General features: G+C 38.1%; 14 protein-coding genes. 11 read left to right on the top strand and 3 right to left on the bottom strand.

Annotation, left to right across the window (positions count from 1 at the left end):
* Positions 1-663: 663 nt before the first annotated feature.
* Complete coding sequence (tagD, locus tag ASO14_RS12320) at positions 664-1,059, bottom strand: glycerol-3-phosphate cytidylyltransferase (RefSeq protein WP_068455786.1); 396 nt, start codon at positions 1,057-1,059, stop codon at positions 664-666.
* Positions 1,060-1,123: 64 nt separating this feature from the next.
* Positions 1,124-2,275 (bottom strand): CDP-glycerol glycerophosphotransferase family protein, encoded by a 1,152-nt coding sequence (locus ASO14_RS12315; RefSeq protein WP_068455784.1) that lies wholly within the window; start codon positions 2,273-2,275, stop codon positions 1,124-1,126.
* 210 nt (positions 2,276-2,485) lie between these two features.
* Here ASO14_RS12315 and ASO14_RS12310 point away from each other — a divergent pair, with 210 nt between their 5' ends.
* The 6 genes from ASO14_RS12310 (at position 2,486) to ASO14_RS12285 (ending at position 10,440) form a co-directional block, all read left to right on the top strand.
* A complete protein-coding gene (locus tag ASO14_RS12310) occupies positions 2,486-3,682 on the top strand; it encodes a CDP-glycerol glycerophosphotransferase family protein (RefSeq protein WP_082701479.1) in 1,197 nt (398 codons plus the stop codon).
* 187 nt (positions 3,683-3,869) lie between these two features.
* The gene (locus ASO14_RS12305; protein ID WP_068455780.1) at positions 3,870-4,679 is read left to right on the top strand and encodes an ABC transporter permease; all 810 of its coding nucleotides are present in this window, start codon (positions 3,870-3,872) and stop codon (positions 4,677-4,679) included.
* Between the two features lie 20 nt (positions 4,680-4,699).
* Positions 4,700-5,491: a teichoic acids export ABC transporter ATP-binding subunit TagH gene (gene tagH / locus ASO14_RS12300; RefSeq protein WP_068455778.1), complete on the top strand. Its 792-nt coding sequence runs from the start codon at positions 4,700-4,702 to the stop codon at positions 5,489-5,491.
* Between the two features lie 18 nt (positions 5,492-5,509).
* The gene (locus ASO14_RS12295) at positions 5,510-7,057 is read left to right on the top strand and encodes a glycosyltransferase (protein ID WP_068455775.1); all 1,548 of its coding nucleotides are present in this window, start codon (positions 5,510-5,512) and stop codon (positions 7,055-7,057) included.
* Between the two features lie 761 nt (positions 7,058-7,818).
* Complete coding sequence (locus ASO14_RS12290; RefSeq protein WP_068455772.1) at positions 7,819-8,712, top strand: NERD domain-containing protein; 894 nt, start codon at positions 7,819-7,821, stop codon at positions 8,710-8,712.
* A 177-nt stretch (positions 8,713-8,889) separates the two neighbouring features.
* Positions 8,890-10,440, top strand: coding sequence for a glucosaminidase domain-containing protein (locus ASO14_RS12285; RefSeq protein ID WP_068455770.1), 1,551 nt, complete (start codon positions 8,890-8,892; stop codon positions 10,438-10,440).
* Between the two features lie 991 nt (positions 10,441-11,431).
* Here the strand turns inward: ASO14_RS12285 and ASO14_RS12275 are convergent.
* Positions 11,432-11,902: a GNAT family N-acetyltransferase gene (locus ASO14_RS12275; protein ID WP_068455764.1), complete on the bottom strand. Its 471-nt coding sequence runs from the start codon at positions 11,900-11,902 to the stop codon at positions 11,432-11,434.
* Between the two features lie 146 nt (positions 11,903-12,048).
* Between ASO14_RS12275 and ASO14_RS12270 the strand changes: the two genes are divergently transcribed.
* The 5 genes from ASO14_RS12270 to ASO14_RS12250 all read left to right on the top strand — a co-directional run bounded on the left by ASO14_RS12270 (position 12,049) and on the right by ASO14_RS12250 (position 20,123).
* A complete protein-coding gene (locus ASO14_RS12270; RefSeq protein WP_068455761.1) occupies positions 12,049-14,595 on the top strand; it encodes a glucosaminidase domain-containing protein in 2,547 nt (848 codons plus the stop codon).
* A 469-nt stretch (positions 14,596-15,064) separates the two neighbouring features.
* The gene (locus ASO14_RS12265) at positions 15,065-17,800 is read left to right on the top strand and encodes a hypothetical protein (protein WP_068455759.1); all 2,736 of its coding nucleotides are present in this window, start codon (positions 15,065-15,067) and stop codon (positions 17,798-17,800) included.
* A 572-nt stretch (positions 17,801-18,372) separates the two neighbouring features.
* The gene (locus tag ASO14_RS12260; RefSeq protein WP_068455757.1) at positions 18,373-18,702 is read left to right on the top strand and encodes a hypothetical protein; all 330 of its coding nucleotides are present in this window, start codon (positions 18,373-18,375) and stop codon (positions 18,700-18,702) included.
* Complete coding sequence (locus tag ASO14_RS12255; RefSeq protein WP_068455755.1) at positions 18,689-18,970, top strand: hypothetical protein; 282 nt, start codon at positions 18,689-18,691, stop codon at positions 18,968-18,970. The genes ASO14_RS12260 and ASO14_RS12255 overlap by 14 nt, the downstream gene beginning before the upstream one ends.
* A 283-nt stretch (positions 18,971-19,253) precedes the next feature.
* Positions 19,254-20,123 (top strand): tyrosine-type recombinase/integrase, encoded by an 870-nt coding sequence (locus ASO14_RS12250; protein WP_068455753.1) that lies wholly within the window; start codon positions 19,254-19,256, stop codon positions 20,121-20,123.
* Positions 20,124-20,158: the final 35 nt, after the last annotated feature.

Below are 20,158 nucleotides of genomic sequence, written 5' to 3'. Positions count from 1 at the left end.
AGGGACAAATCCGCGCGCGAAAGGGAATCGGCGCCGTTGAAAGGGACAAAACCGCGCGCGAAAGGGAATCGGCGCCGTTGAAAGGGACAAATGGTCGCGCGAAAGGGAAACTCCGCCGTTGAAAGGGACAAATGGTCGCGCGAAAGGGAATCGGCGCCGTTGAAAGGGACAAATGGTCGCGCGAAAGGGAAACTCCGCCGTTGAAAGGGACAAATGGTCGCGCGAAAGGGAATCGGCGCCGTTGAAAGGGACAAATCCGCGCGCGAAAGGGACTCCCCGCAATTGAAAGGGACAAACTCGCGCGCGAAAGGGAATCCCCGCCGTTGAAAGGGACAAATCCGCGCGCGAAAGGGAAACTCCGCCGTTGAAAGGGACAAACTCGCGCGCGAAAGGGAATCGCCGCCATTGAAAGGGACAAAACCGCGCGCGAAAGGGAATTCTGCTCGCCGAAAGGGACTGATTCACGCGCGAAAGGGAATCCCCGCCACTGAAAGGGACAAATCCGCGCGCGAAAGGGAATCGCCGCCGTTGAAAGGGACAAACTCGCGCGCGAAAGGGAATTCTGCTCGCCGAAAGGGACTGATCCACGCGCGAAAGGGAATCCCTACCACTCAAAAACCGAAAACTCTCTGTAATCTCAGAGAGTTTTCGGTTTCAATCGTTTCAGCGTTGGACTTGTTTTAAGTCTTCTTTAATTTTTGTTGTTGAGATGCCTTCTGTACGTGGCAGGTAGCATACTTCGCAGTAGTCAGATAGGAAGTCGAATTTGCCTTCCCAATCATGTCCCATTACGAATAAGTCTACATTGTATTTTTGTACATCTTCAATTTTTTGTTCCCAGTTATCTTCAGGAATGACTTTGTCTACATATTTAATCGCTTCCAAAATCATTTTGCGATCTTCGAAACTATAGTAAGCTTTTTTGCCTTTTAGTGCATTGAATTCATCCGACGAAATGGCAACGATTAGGTAGTCGCCCATTTCTTTAGCACGGCGAAGAATGTTGATGTGGCCAGCGTGTAGTAAATCAAACGTGCCATACGTAATAACGGTTTTCATAATTTGCCTCCAAAATCATACTTTTGGTTATTATAGTACACCCATTTAAAAAAAGAAAGATGTGTTATAAGTGAGTTAGTAAGTATTCTGCTAAGTTTTTAGAAGATTGACCTGTAGAATACGTATTCCAATGGCTCGAGTAGTCTTGTATAACAGTTGCATCAAAATCGAGATGAAGAATTGCGTGTACTAATTCTTCGTCGCTATCCACAACAGGTCCGGGAACCATTGTTGGATAGTCACTCCAAAATCCACGACTCATACGGTATTGATCTAAATCATATGGATAGAAGATTTGTGGCTTTTTAAAGAACGCATACTCAAACGGAATTGACGAATAATCACTGATTAAACAGTCAGTTACCGTTAGTACTTCATGAATTGGTACTTGATTGTCGAGTACGATAATTTGAGGGTTTACTAAATTTTCCACTGTATGTTGAACAGCAGGATGTAATTTAATAATCAATACATATTCATCGCCGACATCTTGCATCAATTTTGTAAAGTGAATCGGAATTTGCTGTGTAGTTAATTCTAAATCACGAAAAGTTGGTGCGTATAATAGAACTTTCTTTTCACGCAAGATTGGATATTTTTCAAATAAGCGTGTGCGTACCTCAGTAACACGCGACTCGTCAAAATAAAAATCTGTGCGCGGAATCCCTGTGCGTAAAAACGCATCCGGATCCTTATGAAATGCTAGACGGAAAATCTTCGCCATTTGTTCCGAACCGACAACCACTTTATCCATACGTTTATAAACTTTTCGAAAGCGACGAACTGCTGCTGGTGTACGATATGCGATACTCGGATCAGAAAGTGCGAATTTTTTAATTGCACCTGCTGCATGCCAAAGTTGAATACATTCGATATGTTTCGGCAGCACATTTAAAAGCGGTACATAATTGTCGATTAATAGCGTTTTACAAGTAGAGATATGGTACAAACCACCTATATATTGACGTAAGTCTTTCATCTCAAATAAAATAATCTTTTTTACGTTAAGATTTGAAAAATTTTCGTTGCAACGAGACGTTTTTAGTACGATAATATCTGAGTAGCCTTGTTCGTTTAGTGCTTGTATTGTATAAGCGGCGTTATCGCCAAAATCGCATAAGAAAACCATCTTTTTACGTGTCGGAAAGATGGAAAAAAGTGCGAAGAAAAATTTATTTATAAGTAAAAACAGTTGAATTAACAATTCTTTTGTCATAGATTCACCCAAGTTAGTTTAATTTTTTACTACTTTTTTTATTATAGCATATTCTCTTGAAGGCGAAATATTGAAAGTTTAAAAAAATAGAAAGATTCATCATAGGAATATGGTATGATGTATGTTGAAAAATTATTAAAATTGAAAGAGTGAACAACTTTGTCTATTAAAAATATATTAACAAAAGTCTTGAAGAAGGCTTATCGTTATATGGCAAAAAAGCCACGCATCGAGAATTTAGTTGTCTTCGAAAGTTTTCATGGTAAACGTTATAGTGATAATCCACGTGCGATTTATGAATATATGAAAGAAAATTGTCCAGAATTTGATTTGATTTGGTCTGTAAATAAAGAGAGTATCCCGATGTTTAAAGAAATGAATGTTCCTTATATGAAGCGTTTTTCTTTAAAATGGTTGCTGACATTCCCGAGAGCACAGTATTGGGTGAATAATGTACGTCTTGCGAAATGGATGAAAAAACCTAAAGGTACAACTTATTTGCAAACATGGCACGGTACACCGCTGAAGCGATTAGGGACAGATATTGAGGAAGTACATATGCCAGGCACAGTTACTTCGAAATATCGTAAAAATATTATCTCAGAATCGAAAAACTGGAGCTATTTAGTAGGTCCAAACGCATACTCAACAGAGATTTTATCACGTGCATTCCATTTTAAAGGGCCTGTAATTGAGTCAGGCTATCCGAGAAATGATGTCTTACATAACCCATCTGAGGCACGTATGCAGCAAATTCGTCAGTCATTGAATATCGATCCGAAGAAAAAAGTGGTATTATACGCACCGACGTGGCGTGATGATCAATTTTTCGAAAAAGGTAAATATCGTTTTGAGTTCCAATTTGATATTAATCGTATGAAAGAAAAATATGGCGATGATTTTGTCTTATTAGCGCGCATGCACTATCTTGTATCAGAGAGCTTCGATTTTACGCCATATAAAGATTTCATTATTGATGTATCAGATTATTATGATATTGCCGATTTATATTTAATTAGTGACTTATTGATTACGGATTATTCATCTGTGTTCTTCGATTACGCTACATTAGATCGCCCGATTATTTTCTATATGTATGATTTAGAAGATTATCGTGATCGACTGCGTGGCTTTTATATTGATATTGAAGCGGATGCGCCAGGTAAGATTGTCAAAACAGAAGATGAGCTCATCGCTGAAATTGATCGTGCGTTAACAGAAGGTCATGCAGATCCTGCTCGTTACGAACGTTTCAAAAATCGCTTCTGTGAATGGGAAGATGGACGTTCTTCGGAGCGTGTTGTGAAGCGCGTATTCTATAAACAAACACTCGCACCGGCCTACATTCCACCAGTAGAAGATGAAACAACTGTTGAAACAGAACCATGTGAAACCGTATTAAATTAATAAAAGTAATCCGAAAAGAGGAGTCGTCCGCAAGGCGATTTCTCTTTTTCAATCGCATGGACATTGTGTCTTAAATTGGGTGCGAATATGCTATAATAAGCAATGAATATTCGGAGCGTTTTGGAACTAATTTTCGCAGCATTTCGTTCTAATTATTTGAAATACATGGAATAGAGGAAAATACAATATGAAAGCAATGATTAATATCATTAAAGAACAGGTGAATTCATTTTATCTGGTTCAGCGTTTAGCGAAATTCCAACTGCGCATTGATAATCAGGGGAACTATCTTGGATTCATATGGGAAATTTTAAATCCTGCCATCCAAATGGCGATGTATTGGTTCATCTTCGGCTATGTGATGCGTCGAAACGCAGAAGTCGACGGTATTCCGTATGTATACTGGATGTTAGCGGGGATTTCTTTCTGGTTCTTTATTAATAAAGCTATTTTACAAGGTTCAAAATCAATCTATCAAAAATACTCCATGGTCGCAAAGATGAATTTTCCACTTTCGAGCATACCGAGTTATATTATTATGGGAAAATATTATGGTCACTTGGCGCTACTCGCTGTCATTATGGTCATCTTCTGGATTGGCGGATACTATCCGACATGGCACTATTTCGAACTCATCATTTTCGTATTATGGTCATATGTATTAGCCTTTTCAATTACACTACTTACATCAACGCTGACAGTCGTTGTACGTGATTTACAAATGGTCATTCAATCGGTTCTACAAGGGATGTTCTTCATCTCACCAATTCTGTGGGATCGCTCAAAAGATATGCCCGAATTATTACAAAATATTTTAATGTTGAATCCATTCTATTTCTTAGCACAAGGTTACCGTGCTGGGTTACTAACACATGAATGGTATATCATCAATCATTGGGAACTCGCATTATACAACTTAGCACTTATACTGATCTTCTTGTACTTCGGTGCAAAAGCACATTATAAATTCCGTGCGCGCTTCTCAGACTTTGTCTAAACTTTATGGAGGATGCTCAAATGGCAGAATCAGTTATTTTAAAAAATATTACAAAAAAATATCGTATGTATGAAACGAAGGGCCAGCAAATTGCTGACCTGATCTTTCCAGGTAAAAAAGGTTCATCTTTTAATGCGATTGAAAATATCACTTTTTCAGTAGAAGAAGGCGATGTCGTCGGACTTGTTGGTATTAATGGTTCAGGGAAGTCGACTTTATCCAATATCATTGGCGGACTCGTTCCACCAACATCTGGAGAATTAATCGTCAATGGTGAAGTGAATGTCATTGCGATTCAGTCAGGTCTGAACAATGCCTTAACAGGTGCTGAAAATATCGAATTCAAATGTCTACTTATGGGCTATTCAAAAGAAAAGATTAAAGAAGTCATGCCAGAAATCATTGAGTTTTCAGAGCTTGGAGACTTCATTTATCAACCTGTTAAACAATATTCAAGTGGTATGAAGTCGAAACTTGGCTTTGCGATTAGTGTAACAGCGAATCCTGATATCCTCGTAATCGACGAAGCATTATCTGTTGGAGACCAGACGTTTACAGATAAGTCACTCGCAAAAATGCTCGAATATAAAAAACAAGGAAAGACGATTTTCTTCGTCAGTCATAACCTTTCTCAAGTACGTAATTTCTGTACAAAAATTGCATGGATTGAGGGTGGGCGTTTACGTGAATTCGGCCCAACAAATGTGGTCATGCGTAATTACATGGCGTTCCTAAAAGACTATAATAAGCTGACACCAGCCAAGCAAAAAGAATTCCGCGACCAATTGGCGAAGCAGCGTAAGCATAAATAAGAATAGGAGTGACAAGCGGTGAGAAAAACATTATTTCTGGTAAGCAATGACCTCAATACGGAACAAAGAGGCTTGCATAAAGCAGTATTAAAACAAGCGCGTCTGCTCAATCAGCCAGATTACCAACCTGTTCTTGTAACATTAGACTACAAACCAAACTATGCGGAAATCGAACGTGAACTTCATGTCACAGGTCATCTTCCACATGATGTGCATATTGTGAATTTGTACGACTACTATCGTGATCGCTTTGCAGTGGTGGAAGTATCGGCTGTTTCAAAAGCACATTACGAAAAGAACCGTCATAAATTCGAAGACGAATTCTTTGTAGAAGATGCTGGCAATCACGCACGCTATTTTGAAAATGGTCGCTATGCAAAATATAAGCGCTGGGACGAAGATGGTCGCTTACAATTCGTCGACTACTTCAATGACAATCGCGTACGTATTTCGCGTGAGGAGTTCCATCCAGCAGGATATAAAGCACGCGAAATTTTATATCATCCAGCAAACAACAAGAAGAATCAAGAGAGTTACTTTACACCAGATGGCTTCTGTTACTTAACAATCTGGTTCAACTATTTAACAGGCGGACAACAACGTGTCTTCCTATTTGATCCGAAAATTCAAAAAGCCTTCGATTTTAAAAATCGTTTAGAGTTTCAAACTTTCTGGGTGAATGAATTATGTCGTTTAGAATCGGTTCGTCCGATTATTGTAGCTGAAACTGAACGTGTAGCAGATCGCGTACTCGGTGTGGAAGATCAGTATGCGGATAAAATTTTCGTTGTCGAACATAACCATTTAGAAGAACCTTATACAGTTGGTAGTTCGATGCCAAAGTTTATGAAATCTGTTGTCAACGCGATTCCAAAAGGATATGCAACTGTTGTTTCAACAGAAGAACAGCAGCGTGATTTACACAGTGATGTCGGCAATCGTGGCAATATTCACGTCATTCCACCAACAGTTGAAGCGATGCCAAGCGAAGCATTACGCGATCCGAATCGCTTCGTCATGGTGACACGCCTGATTGAAGATAAGCAAGTACAACATGCAATAAAAGCGATGAAACAAGTGATTGCAGAAGAACCTGATGCACGCTTAGACATCTATGGTGTCGGAAACGAAGAAGCGAATCTACAAGAATTAATTGCAGAAGAAAAGCTTGAAAAAGTTGTCACATTAAAAGGCTACCATCCGAATGTAGCAGACATCTATCAACAAGCACTCGCTTCCATCATTACAGCGAAAACAGAAGGACTTAATTATGCGTATGCGGAAGCAGCGATTCAAGGCACACCAACCATCTCTTATGCGATTACATACGGTCCAACGACATATATTGAGCATAATGAAAATGGTATCCTTGTTGAACCTGACAATATCGAACAACTCGCAACCAGCATGATTGAAGCAATCCAAAACCCAGATCACATGCTAAAACTCGGTGCAGCTGCAAAACAACACGCAACAGAACACTTTGCAGAAGCCACATACAAAGAACGCTGGCAACATGTCTTACACCAAGCTGTTCACCACAGCCCGAAAATCAATATGATCTAACTCTTAACTCTCGCTTAGGCGAGAGTTTTTTTGTTGTGAGTAGATGGAGGTGGTGGGTGTAGGAGGTAGAGTGGGGACTTAAGTTAACTAGTTTAAATTGAATTTTATTTGTTGAAAGGGACAAACTTGGGGTCGAAAGGGAAACGATGCGATTGAAAGGGACAAATCCGCGCGCGAAAGGGAAACGATGCGATTGAAAAGGACAAATCCGCGCGCGAAAGGGAAACGATGTCGTTGAAAGGGACAAATCCACGTGCGAAAGGGAATCGATGCCATTGAAAGGGACAAATTCACGCGCGAAAGGGAAACGTTGCCATTGAAAGGGACAAATCCATGCGCGAAAGGAAATCGATGCAGTTGAAAGGGACAAATGGTCGCGCGAAAGGGAATCGATGCAGTTGAAAGGGACAAATGGTCGCGCGAAAGGGAAACGGTGTGATTGAAAGGGACAAATCCCCGCGCGAAAGGGAAACGATGCGATTGAAAGGGACAAAAGGTCGCGCGAAAGGGAAACGATGCGATTGAAAGGGACAAATCCACGTGCGAAAGGGAATCGCGCGCTTTGAAAGGGACAAATCCACGCGCGAAAGGGAATCCCAACTTCTGAAAAGGAAAACTCGAGTCTTTTTATGATAAACAAGTTTTCTAATCTATAATCCAATAACTGAATAAAAAAACACGCCTTTTTTAAAATAAGAAGTATAAACAAAAATCCCTAAAATATGCATAGTGTATAGTGAATAAAAAAGGAGAATTTCGAAATGATTCAAAAAGAATTTCGTTCTAATCCCAAAACGCAAATTTTAAAAAGGCTTTATGCACGTTTACATTCTGAAGAAATAAAAGTACGTATTCAACAAGATATAGCGAAAATTGAAGCTGGAGACTTTGGAGAAGAAATTGTTGCAAAACGCTTAAATACTTATAAAAACGCAATAGATATTCATATTTTTCACGATGTCATGCTCTATCAAAATGGGCTATTTCAAATGGATTTTCTTATTGCGACATCGAGTTGCATCATCATTTTAGAAGTGAAAAATATTTCGGGACATATTTATTTTACACAGAATCCACAACAACTGATTCGAAAAATAAAAGGACAACCTGATCAGAAATTTAGAAGTCCCGAAACTCAAATTCAAAAATATATTAAACAATTAGAAATATGGAATTATAGTCATCAATATAATATTCCGATATATGGAGCAGTAGTTTTTCCTACGCTCTCAAGTATTGTAAATAGTGATAATACCATGACACATATTTTAGATTTAGATGAAATCGAGCAGTTTATTTATAAGCAAAATCAGGAGAATACTGAAAATACAGATGTACAAAAATTTATTAACAGAATAAAAGAAAAAGCGATTGATTATCGGATAAATACTTTAGGAGAATATTATAATTTTAAATTGTATCACTTGAATAGTGACTTTCTCTGTCCAAAATGTCATTCGAAAATGCTGAAAAAAAGTCGGAGGAAATGGAACTGTTCCAATTGTACTTATACAGGTCAGCGAATAATTAAAGAAGAATTAGATGAATATTTGAGTTATTTTCATCAAGATATGCTAAAACAAGACTTACAAAAATTTATGAAAGATGTTTCTAAAAGTACGTTTTATCGAGAATGGAAGAAAACACAAAAATAGAAATATTACACACATCACAATTCTATAACAACTTTGTCATATACGTTTATTTCTATTTCAAAAAGGAAGGAAATAGTATATAAATATTTCAATTATATTAAGAAATCCAATTATTTGTATAAATATAAGGTAATTGGACGAAGGTATAATTAGGACAAAAGAAAGGTGTGTTTAAATTTGAAGTGGAAATGGATGATTGCGGGGGTACTGAGTTTACTATGTGTGTTTGCATTTACGAGTACACAAAGTCAGGCGGCGAGTGAGTATAAGGTAGCTGAAATCAAAACGACGAAAGCGAAATTTTACAAAACACCATCTAAAAAAGCAAAAGCGACAGCAGTGAAAAGTACGGATTTAAAACGTACATACTATGTTCGCGAATCGAAAAAAGCAGATGGAACAACGTATTATCGCCTTGAAAAAGGTGTAACATCGATGGGGTGGATTGATGGAAAAGTATTAAAAATTAACAATCGTACACTTCTTTCAAAAAAGAAACAAACAATGTATTTATTAGGTCGCAATAATGCTTATACAATGCCTGCGACAACATCGAGTAATCGATCATACAATTTAGAAATTCGTCGCGGTTTATCATTTGCGGCAGAGCGTTATGAAAAAGTAGGTACAACTTATTGGTATAAAGGGAAGATTGAAGGGACAACAAAATTACGTTGGATTCGTTCAGATTTATTAACAACGAATGGCTTTGTAGGTGTTGATTTACGCAAACCTTCGAATGTTACAGCGAAAGATTTACAGGCACTTATCTTATCGAAAGGGCGTACACCGGATAATATTCTATACAAGTTAGCGCCTGAATTTATTAAAGCGCAAAGTAGTACAGGTGTGAGTGCGCAATTCATGTTTGCGCATGCGGCACTCGAAACAGGTTGGGGTGGCTCGACGATTTCGCAGTATAAAAACAACCTATTCGGCTACCAAGCATATGATACTTGTCCGATTACATGTTCAAAATATTTCCCTAAAGGTGAAGATGGACTGAAATTATATGCTTCACGTATTGTGAATAATTATTTAACAGTTGGTGGACCTTATTATTATGGTAAAAATGTATTAGCGATGAATGTAAAATACGCTACAGATCCAACATGGGGCGAAAAAATCGCAAATATCATGCAACAGATTAAACCATATAATAGCTCATATTATAAAGGTGTAAAGGCATCGACGAAAAAAGTATCGATTGCACAAGATTTCGGCAGTGAGATTCCATCGACGAAACCACAGCCAAGTGCATTTGTAGCTTTACCTTCAAGTATTTCGGCAACAATTAATTCTTCAGGTGCATCAGTTTATTCAATTCCATATGTATATGCACCACGCGTAGGAAGTTATGCAAAAGGCAAAAAAATTACGTTAAAAGCATATCATACAGACGTAAAAGACTTTAAAAATGCAAAAGGTGCTCAGTCGCGCTGGTACAGAATTAGTTATCAAAATAAACAAGCATGGGTGCGCAGCGATCAGATTACAACAACGAACTTAGCGTTTACAACAGTCGATGCGACACTTCGTTCAAATGCAGGTACAAACTATTCTAAAGTAACAACAGTAAAGAAAAATACAGCGCTAAAACTTGTAACATCTTCAAGCAAACCTGTTACAAAAAAAGACTCTAAAAAAGCAACTTGGTACCAAGTCTACCAACCAGGCTCAACGAAAAAAGTTTGGATTCGTTCAGACCTAATGAAAATCTATCGATAAATTAAAGGAGGAATCACGTTATCATAACGTGATTCCTCTTTTTTATCACAAATATTAGGCGATTCCCTTTGGCGCGTGGAATAGTCCCTTTCGGAGAGCGAGATTCCCTTTGGCGTGTGGAATAGTCCCTTTCGGAGAGCGAGATTCCCTTTGGCGCGCGGAATAGTCCCTTTCGGAGAGCGAGATTCCCTTTGGCACGCGGAATAGTCCCTTTCGAGGAACAGGATTCCCTTTGGCGCGTGGATTAGTCCCTTTCGGAGAGCGAGATTCCCTTTGGCGTGTGGAATAGTCCCTTTCGGAGAGCGAGATTCCCTTTCGCGCGCGGAATAGTCCCTTTCGGAGGCGAGGATTCCCTTTCGCGCGCGAGTTTGTCCCTTTCGGAGGCGAGGATTCCCTTTCGCGCGCGGAATAGTCCCTTTCAGTGGCGGGGATTCCCTTTCGCGCGCGAGTTTGTCCCTTTCGGAGGCGAGGATTCCCTTTCGCGCGCGGAATAGTCCCTTTCGGAGGCGAGGATTCCCTTTCGCGCGCGAGTTTGTCCCTTTCGGAGGCGAGGATTCCCTTTCGCGCGCGAGTTTGTCCCTTTCGGAGACGGGGATTCCCTTTCGCGCGCAGATTTGTCCCTTTCGAGGAACAGGATTCCCTTTCGCGCGCGAGTTTGTCCCTTTCGGAGACGGTGATTCCCTTTCGCGCGCAGATTTGTCCCTTTCGAGGAACAGGATTCCCTTTCGCGCGCGAGTTTTTCCCTTTCGGAGACGGTGATTCCCTTTCGCGCGCGGAATAGTCCCTTTCGGAGAGCGAGATTCCCTTTCGCGCGACCATTAGTCCCTTTCAGCCTCTAATTAGTCCCTTTCAGCCTCTGATCAGTCCCTTTCGACAAATATTATGTCCATAAGAATAGAGTTGTCATAGAAAATTTAAGTCTCTACTGAAAGTCCAGCCCTATCGAAACACTATTCCACAAAAAAAACGAGTCACTCCACTGAGTCACTCGTCATAATTCCTTACGCATATGAAAGTTTTGTAGGGCAATCTGGTTGCGTATCGCGATTTCTTCGCTCACGATGTCGTAGCCTTCGTGTTGGAAGAAGGGGACTGCTGTGGTGCTCGCCATTGTGTCGAGATGAATCAAGCCGAGTTGGTAAGCTTCTTCTTCGAGTTCAAATAGTAATTTTTTTGCAATGCCTCGATTTTGGTAGTCTTTGTGAACATAGATGCGGTTGATCTGTCCATCAAGTGTTAAATCAGCAAATCCGACAATTTTATGTTCGCAGCGTGCCACGTAGGAGATGTGTTCACGCAATGTTTTTTGCCAAGATTCGATGATCTCTTGGCGTCGTTCGTAAGGAGCCCATGCATTAAGCTGTGCGAGGCTGTAGTCTTTACGATTAATTTCATGTACGGTATCTAAGAATAAGTCGACAATCTCCTCTAAATCCGATTCACGATATTTTGAAATCTCCATGCCAACATCCTTTCTAACAACTATCCTCTTTTCAACTTACATGAAAAGGAAAAAAAGTACAATACTAACGTAAATAGCAATTTGAAAAATAGGACGTACCCCATGTTAAAAATATGATATGATAACTTACAAAAGGAGGAGAACAAATGAAAAAACAGTCAATCGTTATAGGACTTTTAGCTTCTACTTTTGTACTATCTTCGGCAACACAACTTCTGGAGCCGCCGACAGTACAAGCCGCGACACAAGCTACCTATAAACAGAGTAACACAAGCCAATTGGGACAACTCAAATCACAAAAATCACGCATTTATACAGCACCTGGCTCGAAAAAGAGTGTGGTGGCATCAACTAAATACACGAATGAAATCTTCTATATTTCAAAAGTCGCAACGAAGACAGGTGACGAAACTTATTACCAAGTAAGTCGCCAAGCTGATCCGAAAAAAGCAGCACTCGGTTGGGTGAAGTCGAAGTCAATCACACGTAAAAGTTATAAGGTGATGACGAATACGAAAAAGACGCGCTACATTAAAGGAATAGGAACTGGTTACACGCGTCCGGGCGGTTTAGCACGTAATGTTATTTTTCCGTCAATGGCTCCCTATAAACATAAAACCTTCCTTAATGCCGAAACGGTGAAGGTAGGAACGGCAACATGGTATCGTGGTACAGTGAATAATCAGACGACATGGCTTCCAGCAACGTCACTAAGCGATCAAAAGCTCACAACTGCGACAGAAAAGCCTGTCGTGACGAAAGTATCACTTATTGCGCAACTAAACGATAAAAATACAATACTACAAACGGACTTAACGAATGACAAAACGAAGCAAACGGCTGGCGCGAAAGCACCTCATACATATGTGGTAAAAGAGCAAGCAAGCTACAAGAAAAAAGTTTACTACAATCTAGGGATAATCGGTTGGGTGGAAAAAGACGCCGTTAAAACGCATCCTTATGGCGTAGAAAGCACACTCAATCAAAAAGCATACCTAACAGGCGGTGGATACGGTTATGCGATGCCATGGGGCGCAGCAGACGATATTGTGACGAAGACGCTCACGAAGGGCAAACCGTTCATCATTTCAAAACAAGTGAAGATTGGCACAGGTCTGTGGTATTACGGAAAAACAGAAGATAACAAACTGATGTGGGTGCTATCGTCTCGTACAACAATGACGAATCCGACACCTGAACCAACACCACCACCAGTGGAAGCACCTGTCTATCAAAAGATTTCAAAACAAGGGACAATCAAGTCGACAGCTGTACTCTATACGGACCTTGTGAAGCAGACGACACGCACATGGACGACTGCAGAGAAAACAGAGAAATTTACAATGAATCGTTCAGCAAAATTAGGCAACACGACCTACTATGAGCTATCACGCCTATCAACAGCAGGGAAGGACACTGTAGTAGGTTGGGTGAAGTCGACAGAGCTTACGTCGGCAAATGTTCAAGCGCCGACAGCCTCATCAGAAGTCCTATACCTAACTGGACTGGGGAATGCGACGACCGTAGCAGGTACGACGAATGCGAGTAACATTCGCTTTAAAGATTTAAAATCATATCCAGCAACGAAGTTCACTGCAACAAAACAACAAGTCATTAATGACACAACATACTATCTGGGCAAAATCGGTTCGAAATTTGCATGGGTGCGTGCAGACTACTTCGGTAACCCGTACCAATACATGAACCTTCGAAAAGTATCGAATATCACGCAAGCAGAGATGGAACAATTCCTTGTGAATGTGAAAGGTACGACAATCAAAAATAATAATCTATACAAAGCTGTTCCTGTATTTTTAGATATGCAAAAACGCTATGGCATTAACGCACAGTTCATGTTGGCGCATGCGATTGTTGAAACAGGTTGGGGCGGTTCAAAAATCTCACAATATAAAAATAACTTTTTCGGTTATCAAGCCTATGATAAATGTGCGATGAGTTGCGCGCTTTACTTCCCAACAGGAAATGACGGCGTACAGTATTATGCAGATGCCATCTATCGTAAATATTTACGAGCAGGAGCCATCTACAATAACGGACCATCAGCAGCAGGTATGAATGTGAAGTATGCTTCGGATAAATCATGGGCGACGAGTATCGGACGCATCATGGGGAATATGAAACCATATGACGCAGCTTATTATGACAAGGCGAAAGTCTCAACACTCGATCCAGCACAACCGGTATTCAATTACACGAATGTTATTCCAGCAGGTAAGCCACTACCGCCAACTTATCAATTCTTTGATGCAGGTGTAACAGCGACAGTGACGAAATTTACAACGGTTCGCCTACTGCCATCGGAATACGGTAAAGTTCTAATGAATTACAACATCGGTACAAAAGTGACAATTGATGGAACGAATGACGATGTCGCAAGTACGTGGATGCGCGTGAAGATTCAAGGGCAGGAAGCATGGGTGCTAAAATCAGATTTACAATTTACAAACTTAGCACGCACGACAACAGAAGCGAATGTCCGAGATGATGCGAGTACGACAGGTACAAAAGTTATCAAAGTATTAGACGAGGGAAAATTCGTTAAACTTGTACAAGATACTTCAGGCAAAATCGTAACGAAGAAAGATGCAAAAGGTACCGTATGGAATCAAGTTTACGTACCAACAACTAAAACAAAGGGCTGGATCAGCTCAACTATCTTAAAAGTTCAATAAATGACAGAGGAGATCGTTCTAAAAAAAGGACGGTCTTTTCTTTTTGTAACAAATCCGTTACAATCGTAAATTCAAAAATATGTAAAAAAAAGATAGGATACAATCGCTATATAATAGGAAGAAACATCATGTGAAAAGTGTAAAAAGTGATATGACAATTGTTACATGGTTAAAAAATATTGGAAAATATATCCTAAAAATCAAAAATGAATCAAAAGGTATTAATGGAAGAATAAAGTGGTAATAAACCGTTCTTTATAATAAGAATATTTCTTTTAGTTAAAATGTAACTAATAATTAAATGATAAAAATGACATTATAATGATATAGTCCTTTATAAGTGCAATATTTTGGAATAAAAAAAGGTGGAAAATCTTATCCTATTAGATGATAATTAGGCTAAGCATGGTTAGCTGACGATTTCAAACAGCAAATGCTAATCATATCCAATAAGGGAGGATTTTCATTCATGAGTAATTTCAAATTAGTCAAAACTGCAGCAGCCCTAGCTCTAGGTGCTTCAGTTGTAACATCAGCAGTAGCAACTACGGATGCATCTGCAGCAAGCAAATACAAAATCAAGTCTGGTAAATTAGTTTACGCTAAATCAGGTAAAGTAGTTAAAGGTTATGTAACTTACAAATCAACTGTTTACAAAAACGGTTCTAAACTTACAGGCTTAAAAGGCAAAACTTACTACAAAGCTGGTAAAAAAGCGACTGGTACTTACAAAGGCGCTTACTACGTAAAAGGCGCTAAAAAAGTAACTACTGGTACTTATAACAAAGCTTACTACGTAAAAGGTGTTAAAAAAGTATCTACAGGTCTTTACGCTTCTAAATACTACAAAGATGGTAAATTAGCTACTGGTACTTACAAAGGCGCTTACTACGTAAAAGGACTTAAAAAAGTAACTACTGGTACTTATAACGGTGCTTATTACGTAAAAGGTAAAAAAGTTGTATCTACAGGTCTTTACGCTGATAAATTATATGTAGCTGGTAAATTAAACAAAGGCTACAAATTATACAAAGAAGATCTTTACAAAGATGCAGTATTAAACAAAGGTTTAGTAGTATTCGAAGGTAAATTATACGATGGCGCTAAATTAAACGAAGGTCACAAAATCTTCAAAGACGAACTTTACAACGGTTCTGAACTTAACACAAAATTAGCACTATTCGAAGGTAAATTATACGATGGCGCTAAATTAAACGAAGGCATCAGAAAATTCGAAGATAAATGGTACAACAACGCTGAACTAGCTGACGGTACTTTCACTATCGACGGTAAAGAAGTTGCGATCGAAAACGGTGTTGAAGTAGGCGCTAAAGTTAAATCTGTTGAGGCGATTAACGGTAGTGAAATTAAAGTTACTTTCAACAAAGCTATCAAAAAATCATCAGTTATTTCAACTGGAAATACTTTAGTAACTAATATTTTTGCTGCAACAGCTTTAACAACTGATGGTGTTCTTGCTGCACCACCTGGAACAATGACTGCAGTATTATCTGAAAATGGTAGAGAACTTACTCTAACAGCAGCAGCAGGAAATAAATTTGACGGTCGTTATGATTTCACTGTAGCAGCCGACAAAATTGAAACTGTTGGTGGAGAAAAATTAGAAAACTATTCAACAGTATTAAACGTAAAAGATACAGTTAAACCTACTTTATCTTCAGTAACTTATGAGGATTCAGCAACAGCGTATGCTAATTTCTCAGAGATTATTGCTGGTAAAGGAACTGTAACAGCTAAGTATGCAGATGGAACAGACGCAAATGTTGCAGTTACACATACTTCAGGTAGTTCTAAACTTAAATTAGACCTTTCTAATGTAACTGCTGATAAACCAGTAACAGTTACATTCGTAGGTATTACAGATGTTACTGGGAATATTTTAGACCCTAACCCATTAACAATTACGGTTACAAAAGATAGCTCTGATAAAACAGCACCAACAGTTACTTCAGTAACACCAACATCTACTACAACTTTTGATATTAAATTATCTGAAAAAGTTAAAGTTGTAAATGCAACAGATATTAAATTAGATACTACTTCGGTAACAAGTGCAGAAGTTGATGCTAATGATCCAACGATTGTACATGTAGAGGCTGCAACAGCAGTAGCAGCAGATCTTGCAACATTAACAATTACTGCAGGTGCTTTAACAGACTACAGCAATAATCCAATTGCAGCTTACACTAAAGTAGTTAACTTCAAATCTGATACAACAGCACCAACGGTTACTTCTTCTGTTGAAACTATTAATAATATTAAATATTTAGTTTTAAACTTTAATGAAGATACTACAATTGTAGATGGTAAAAAAGTTACATTAACTTACAAAAATTCAGCAGGTGAAAAAGTATCATCTGATATTACTGTAGCTACAACAGGTACACCAAACACTTCTTATTATAATAATGATACGAAAAAAGCAGTTAAAATTGTTTTAACTGGATATACTGCTGCATCATATGACGTAACTTTAGAAGCAGGATTATTTAAAGATAACTTCAATAATGTTAATAAAGAAGTAACTGGTTTAACAGCAGTACTTTCTTCAGATACTGTTCAGCAATCAATTAAAACTACAGAAGATGGTAATGGTATTAAACGTATTGACTCTAATACATTACGTGTTTACTTTACAAAACCATTAGATGTAGCTTCAGCAGAAACAGTTGCAAATTATTCTGTTCAAGGTGCAAAAATTGCTAAAGCAGAAATTAACAAAAATAATTCAACAGATGGTTATAGTGTAGACTTAACTCTAGAAGCTGGTACAGTAAAATTAGATGGTTCTTACGAAGTAAAAGTTTCTGGTGTAAAAGCACTTAATGGCGAAGCTTTAGCTTCAACATACACTACAACTGAAGCTTTATTAGAGAATGTTGCTCCAGTATTATCTAAAGTAACTCTTACTGGTGGTCATGAAATCACTTTAACATTCAATGAAGATGTAAAAGTAACAGCTAATGCATTTGATGTATATGTAGGTGGAACAAAACTTGTAACTGCTACTAACAGTGTAGTATCTGCTACAGGTACAAAATCTGTTGTGCTTACAGTAGGTTCTACAGACTTCACTGCAGCTCAACTAGCAGCAGGTTTAACAATCAAATCTGTTGATAGTTCATTATTAACAGATATTAATGACAATAAATTAGTTGTTCCTTCAACAACTGTTGCACAATAATCTAACCGATTATTAAATCCAACATTCCCTTACCTTATTGGGCAAACGGATTCAAAGACTCCTATCTTCTTCGGAAGATGGGAGTTTTTTTGTGTTTCAATCTATACTTTAATGAGGTTTTTAGAATTCGATCAGTTGCTCTCTACGCTTGTATTTGCCATTTAAACAGCGATTTTTCATTAGGCTGTTCTTTCATCGTTTCGTTTCTTACATCCTGTATTTTAGGGAAATCTGCTGCTTGTGTGCGTTCCTTCCTTCTTTCCTTCCTTTCCTCCATTTAAGAACCGTATCTACTTCCTTTTTTAAATAGATATTATTTCTTTGATGTTTTAGCTCTTCTTTTTGAACCAGCTGTACATCTAATTTGATGAGTTCATTTGGTTGTTTATTTATTCTCATATTGTACGAAACATCTACTTTTAAACGAGTAGGTGTTTTTCTATGGAAGAAAGGGCTGTAAACGCGGTATTAGGCAATTATTCAAGGATATTTAAAAAAGCCTCTACTTTATACCTTCCTTCCAAATGATAAGGGATTAACCACCAATCTGCTCGTTCTAGGGGGATTATACAATGGTTCGACCAATTATTTATGCATTTGTTTTAAAACGTATTCATCAAAGCTTTTACATGTCCACACCTATTGTAGAAGTAGCGGTAAATACATTACCTGTTCATCATCCAGATGTAGCACGCTATCAGTATCTTTTACCATCTATCGCTATATTAGCGAATTGTCCACATGCTTATCATTGTCAGTTAAAGAATGAAAGTGGTGAAGTGTGGACGGTCTATTTAGTCGGAACAGATAAGTCCGTCATGTTTGAATTGTGGAAGAAAGAAGATGAGGTCATTGCATATGAATATTATGAAATGGGAGGTTGTTTGTATGAAAACGTGTAAAGCCTACTTAATGAATTATTTACAGAAAGAATGTGCTCTCGAGGTGAATGAGAAAGAGATAGGAATCGAAACAGTGGAACTGGAGAAAGAAGAGTTAGATAAGCGCTATTTTACAGAAGAAGAGTGGTCGTCTTTACCTGCTTCTTGTTTGATTACATCCGTAAATTACGACAATGGAAGAGACATGTACACACTTAATTGTGTCCATCAATACAAAATTCTTTTAAAAAATGATGAGCGAATCGAATGGAACTCACGAGAAAACTAACAAAGAACTCACGAAAAAAGTAGGGTGTATCAGGTGAAATGAATTGAAAGGGAGATACATCAACGAATTGTTGGTGATTTCTGAAAGAAAAACTCACGACATTATTATAAAACTGTCGTGAGTTAACATAGAAAGGAGTAATTGGATGAAGTCTAAAATGATTTTAAGTATTGTGTTAGTGGTGTTAGTAGAAGTGGTTAAACAGTTACAAGATCAAATGAATGAATCTTAGACCAATATGGTTTAAGATTCATTTTTTTTTATAAAGAAAGGATGATACGAAATGTTAGTAGAAGAGTTTAAACAGTGGTTAATAGAAGAAGGAAAAGCACCAAAGACTATTACTTCATACGTGACAGATATTCGTAAATTTGAAGTGTACCGTTTAGAGCATATGAGTGAAACCAGTGAAGTATTAAGTCGCTTTTTACTAATGCGTTACAAACAGTATCTTCAAAGTAAAGAATACAAAATTACCACAATTAATAAAAAGCTAAATAGTTTAAAAGTGTACAATGATTTCTTGAATAGAAAAAACATCGTTTCAGAAATATTTATCCAGTTAAAAAAAGATCAGATACAAATTGCACATGGTAGTGAAAAAGAAGTAACAGTAATGACAGAGGAACAGATTGAAAAATTTTTGTTTTACATTGAGGATAAAAATAAAGTAAATCAACGAAATCGTTTAATTGGTTATCTTTTACTTTACACAGGTATTCGAGTAAACGAGTTGGTGAATATTCGCACAGAGGACATTTGTTTGTTAACAGGTATTTTAAAAGTTAAGGGAAAAGGTGGGAAAATCAGAGAGGTTAGTTTAAGAGCTGATGTAGTGGAACATATAAAACTATACTTGAAAGATAGAGTAAACAGTCCTTTTACAGAAAGTCCGTATCTATTGTTAAGTCAAAGAAGGGGCTTCATGCATCAAGATGCAGTTCGAAATTGGCTAAAGGTATTATCAAAAGCATTAGAATTTCACCTACATCCCCATCTATTTCGTCATACATTTGCGACTAGATTAATCGAGAAGGGAGTCAATATTGTAACGGTGAGTAAATTAACAGGTCATGCTAATGTAAACACGACAATTAAGTATTACATTCATACTTCTAAAGAGGAAAAACAGTCAGCTGTTGAGAGGTTGTAAAGTGCCTTTTTTTAAAATGATTCATAAGTATCGAT

The sequence above is a fragment of the Kurthia sp. 11kri321 genome, assembly GCF_001534765.1.
In the GTDB taxonomy this organism is placed as follows: Bacteria; Bacillota; Bacilli; order Bacillales_A; family Planococcaceae; genus Kurthia; species Kurthia gibsonii.
This window is presented reverse-complemented; position numbering and strand designations above follow the sequence as displayed.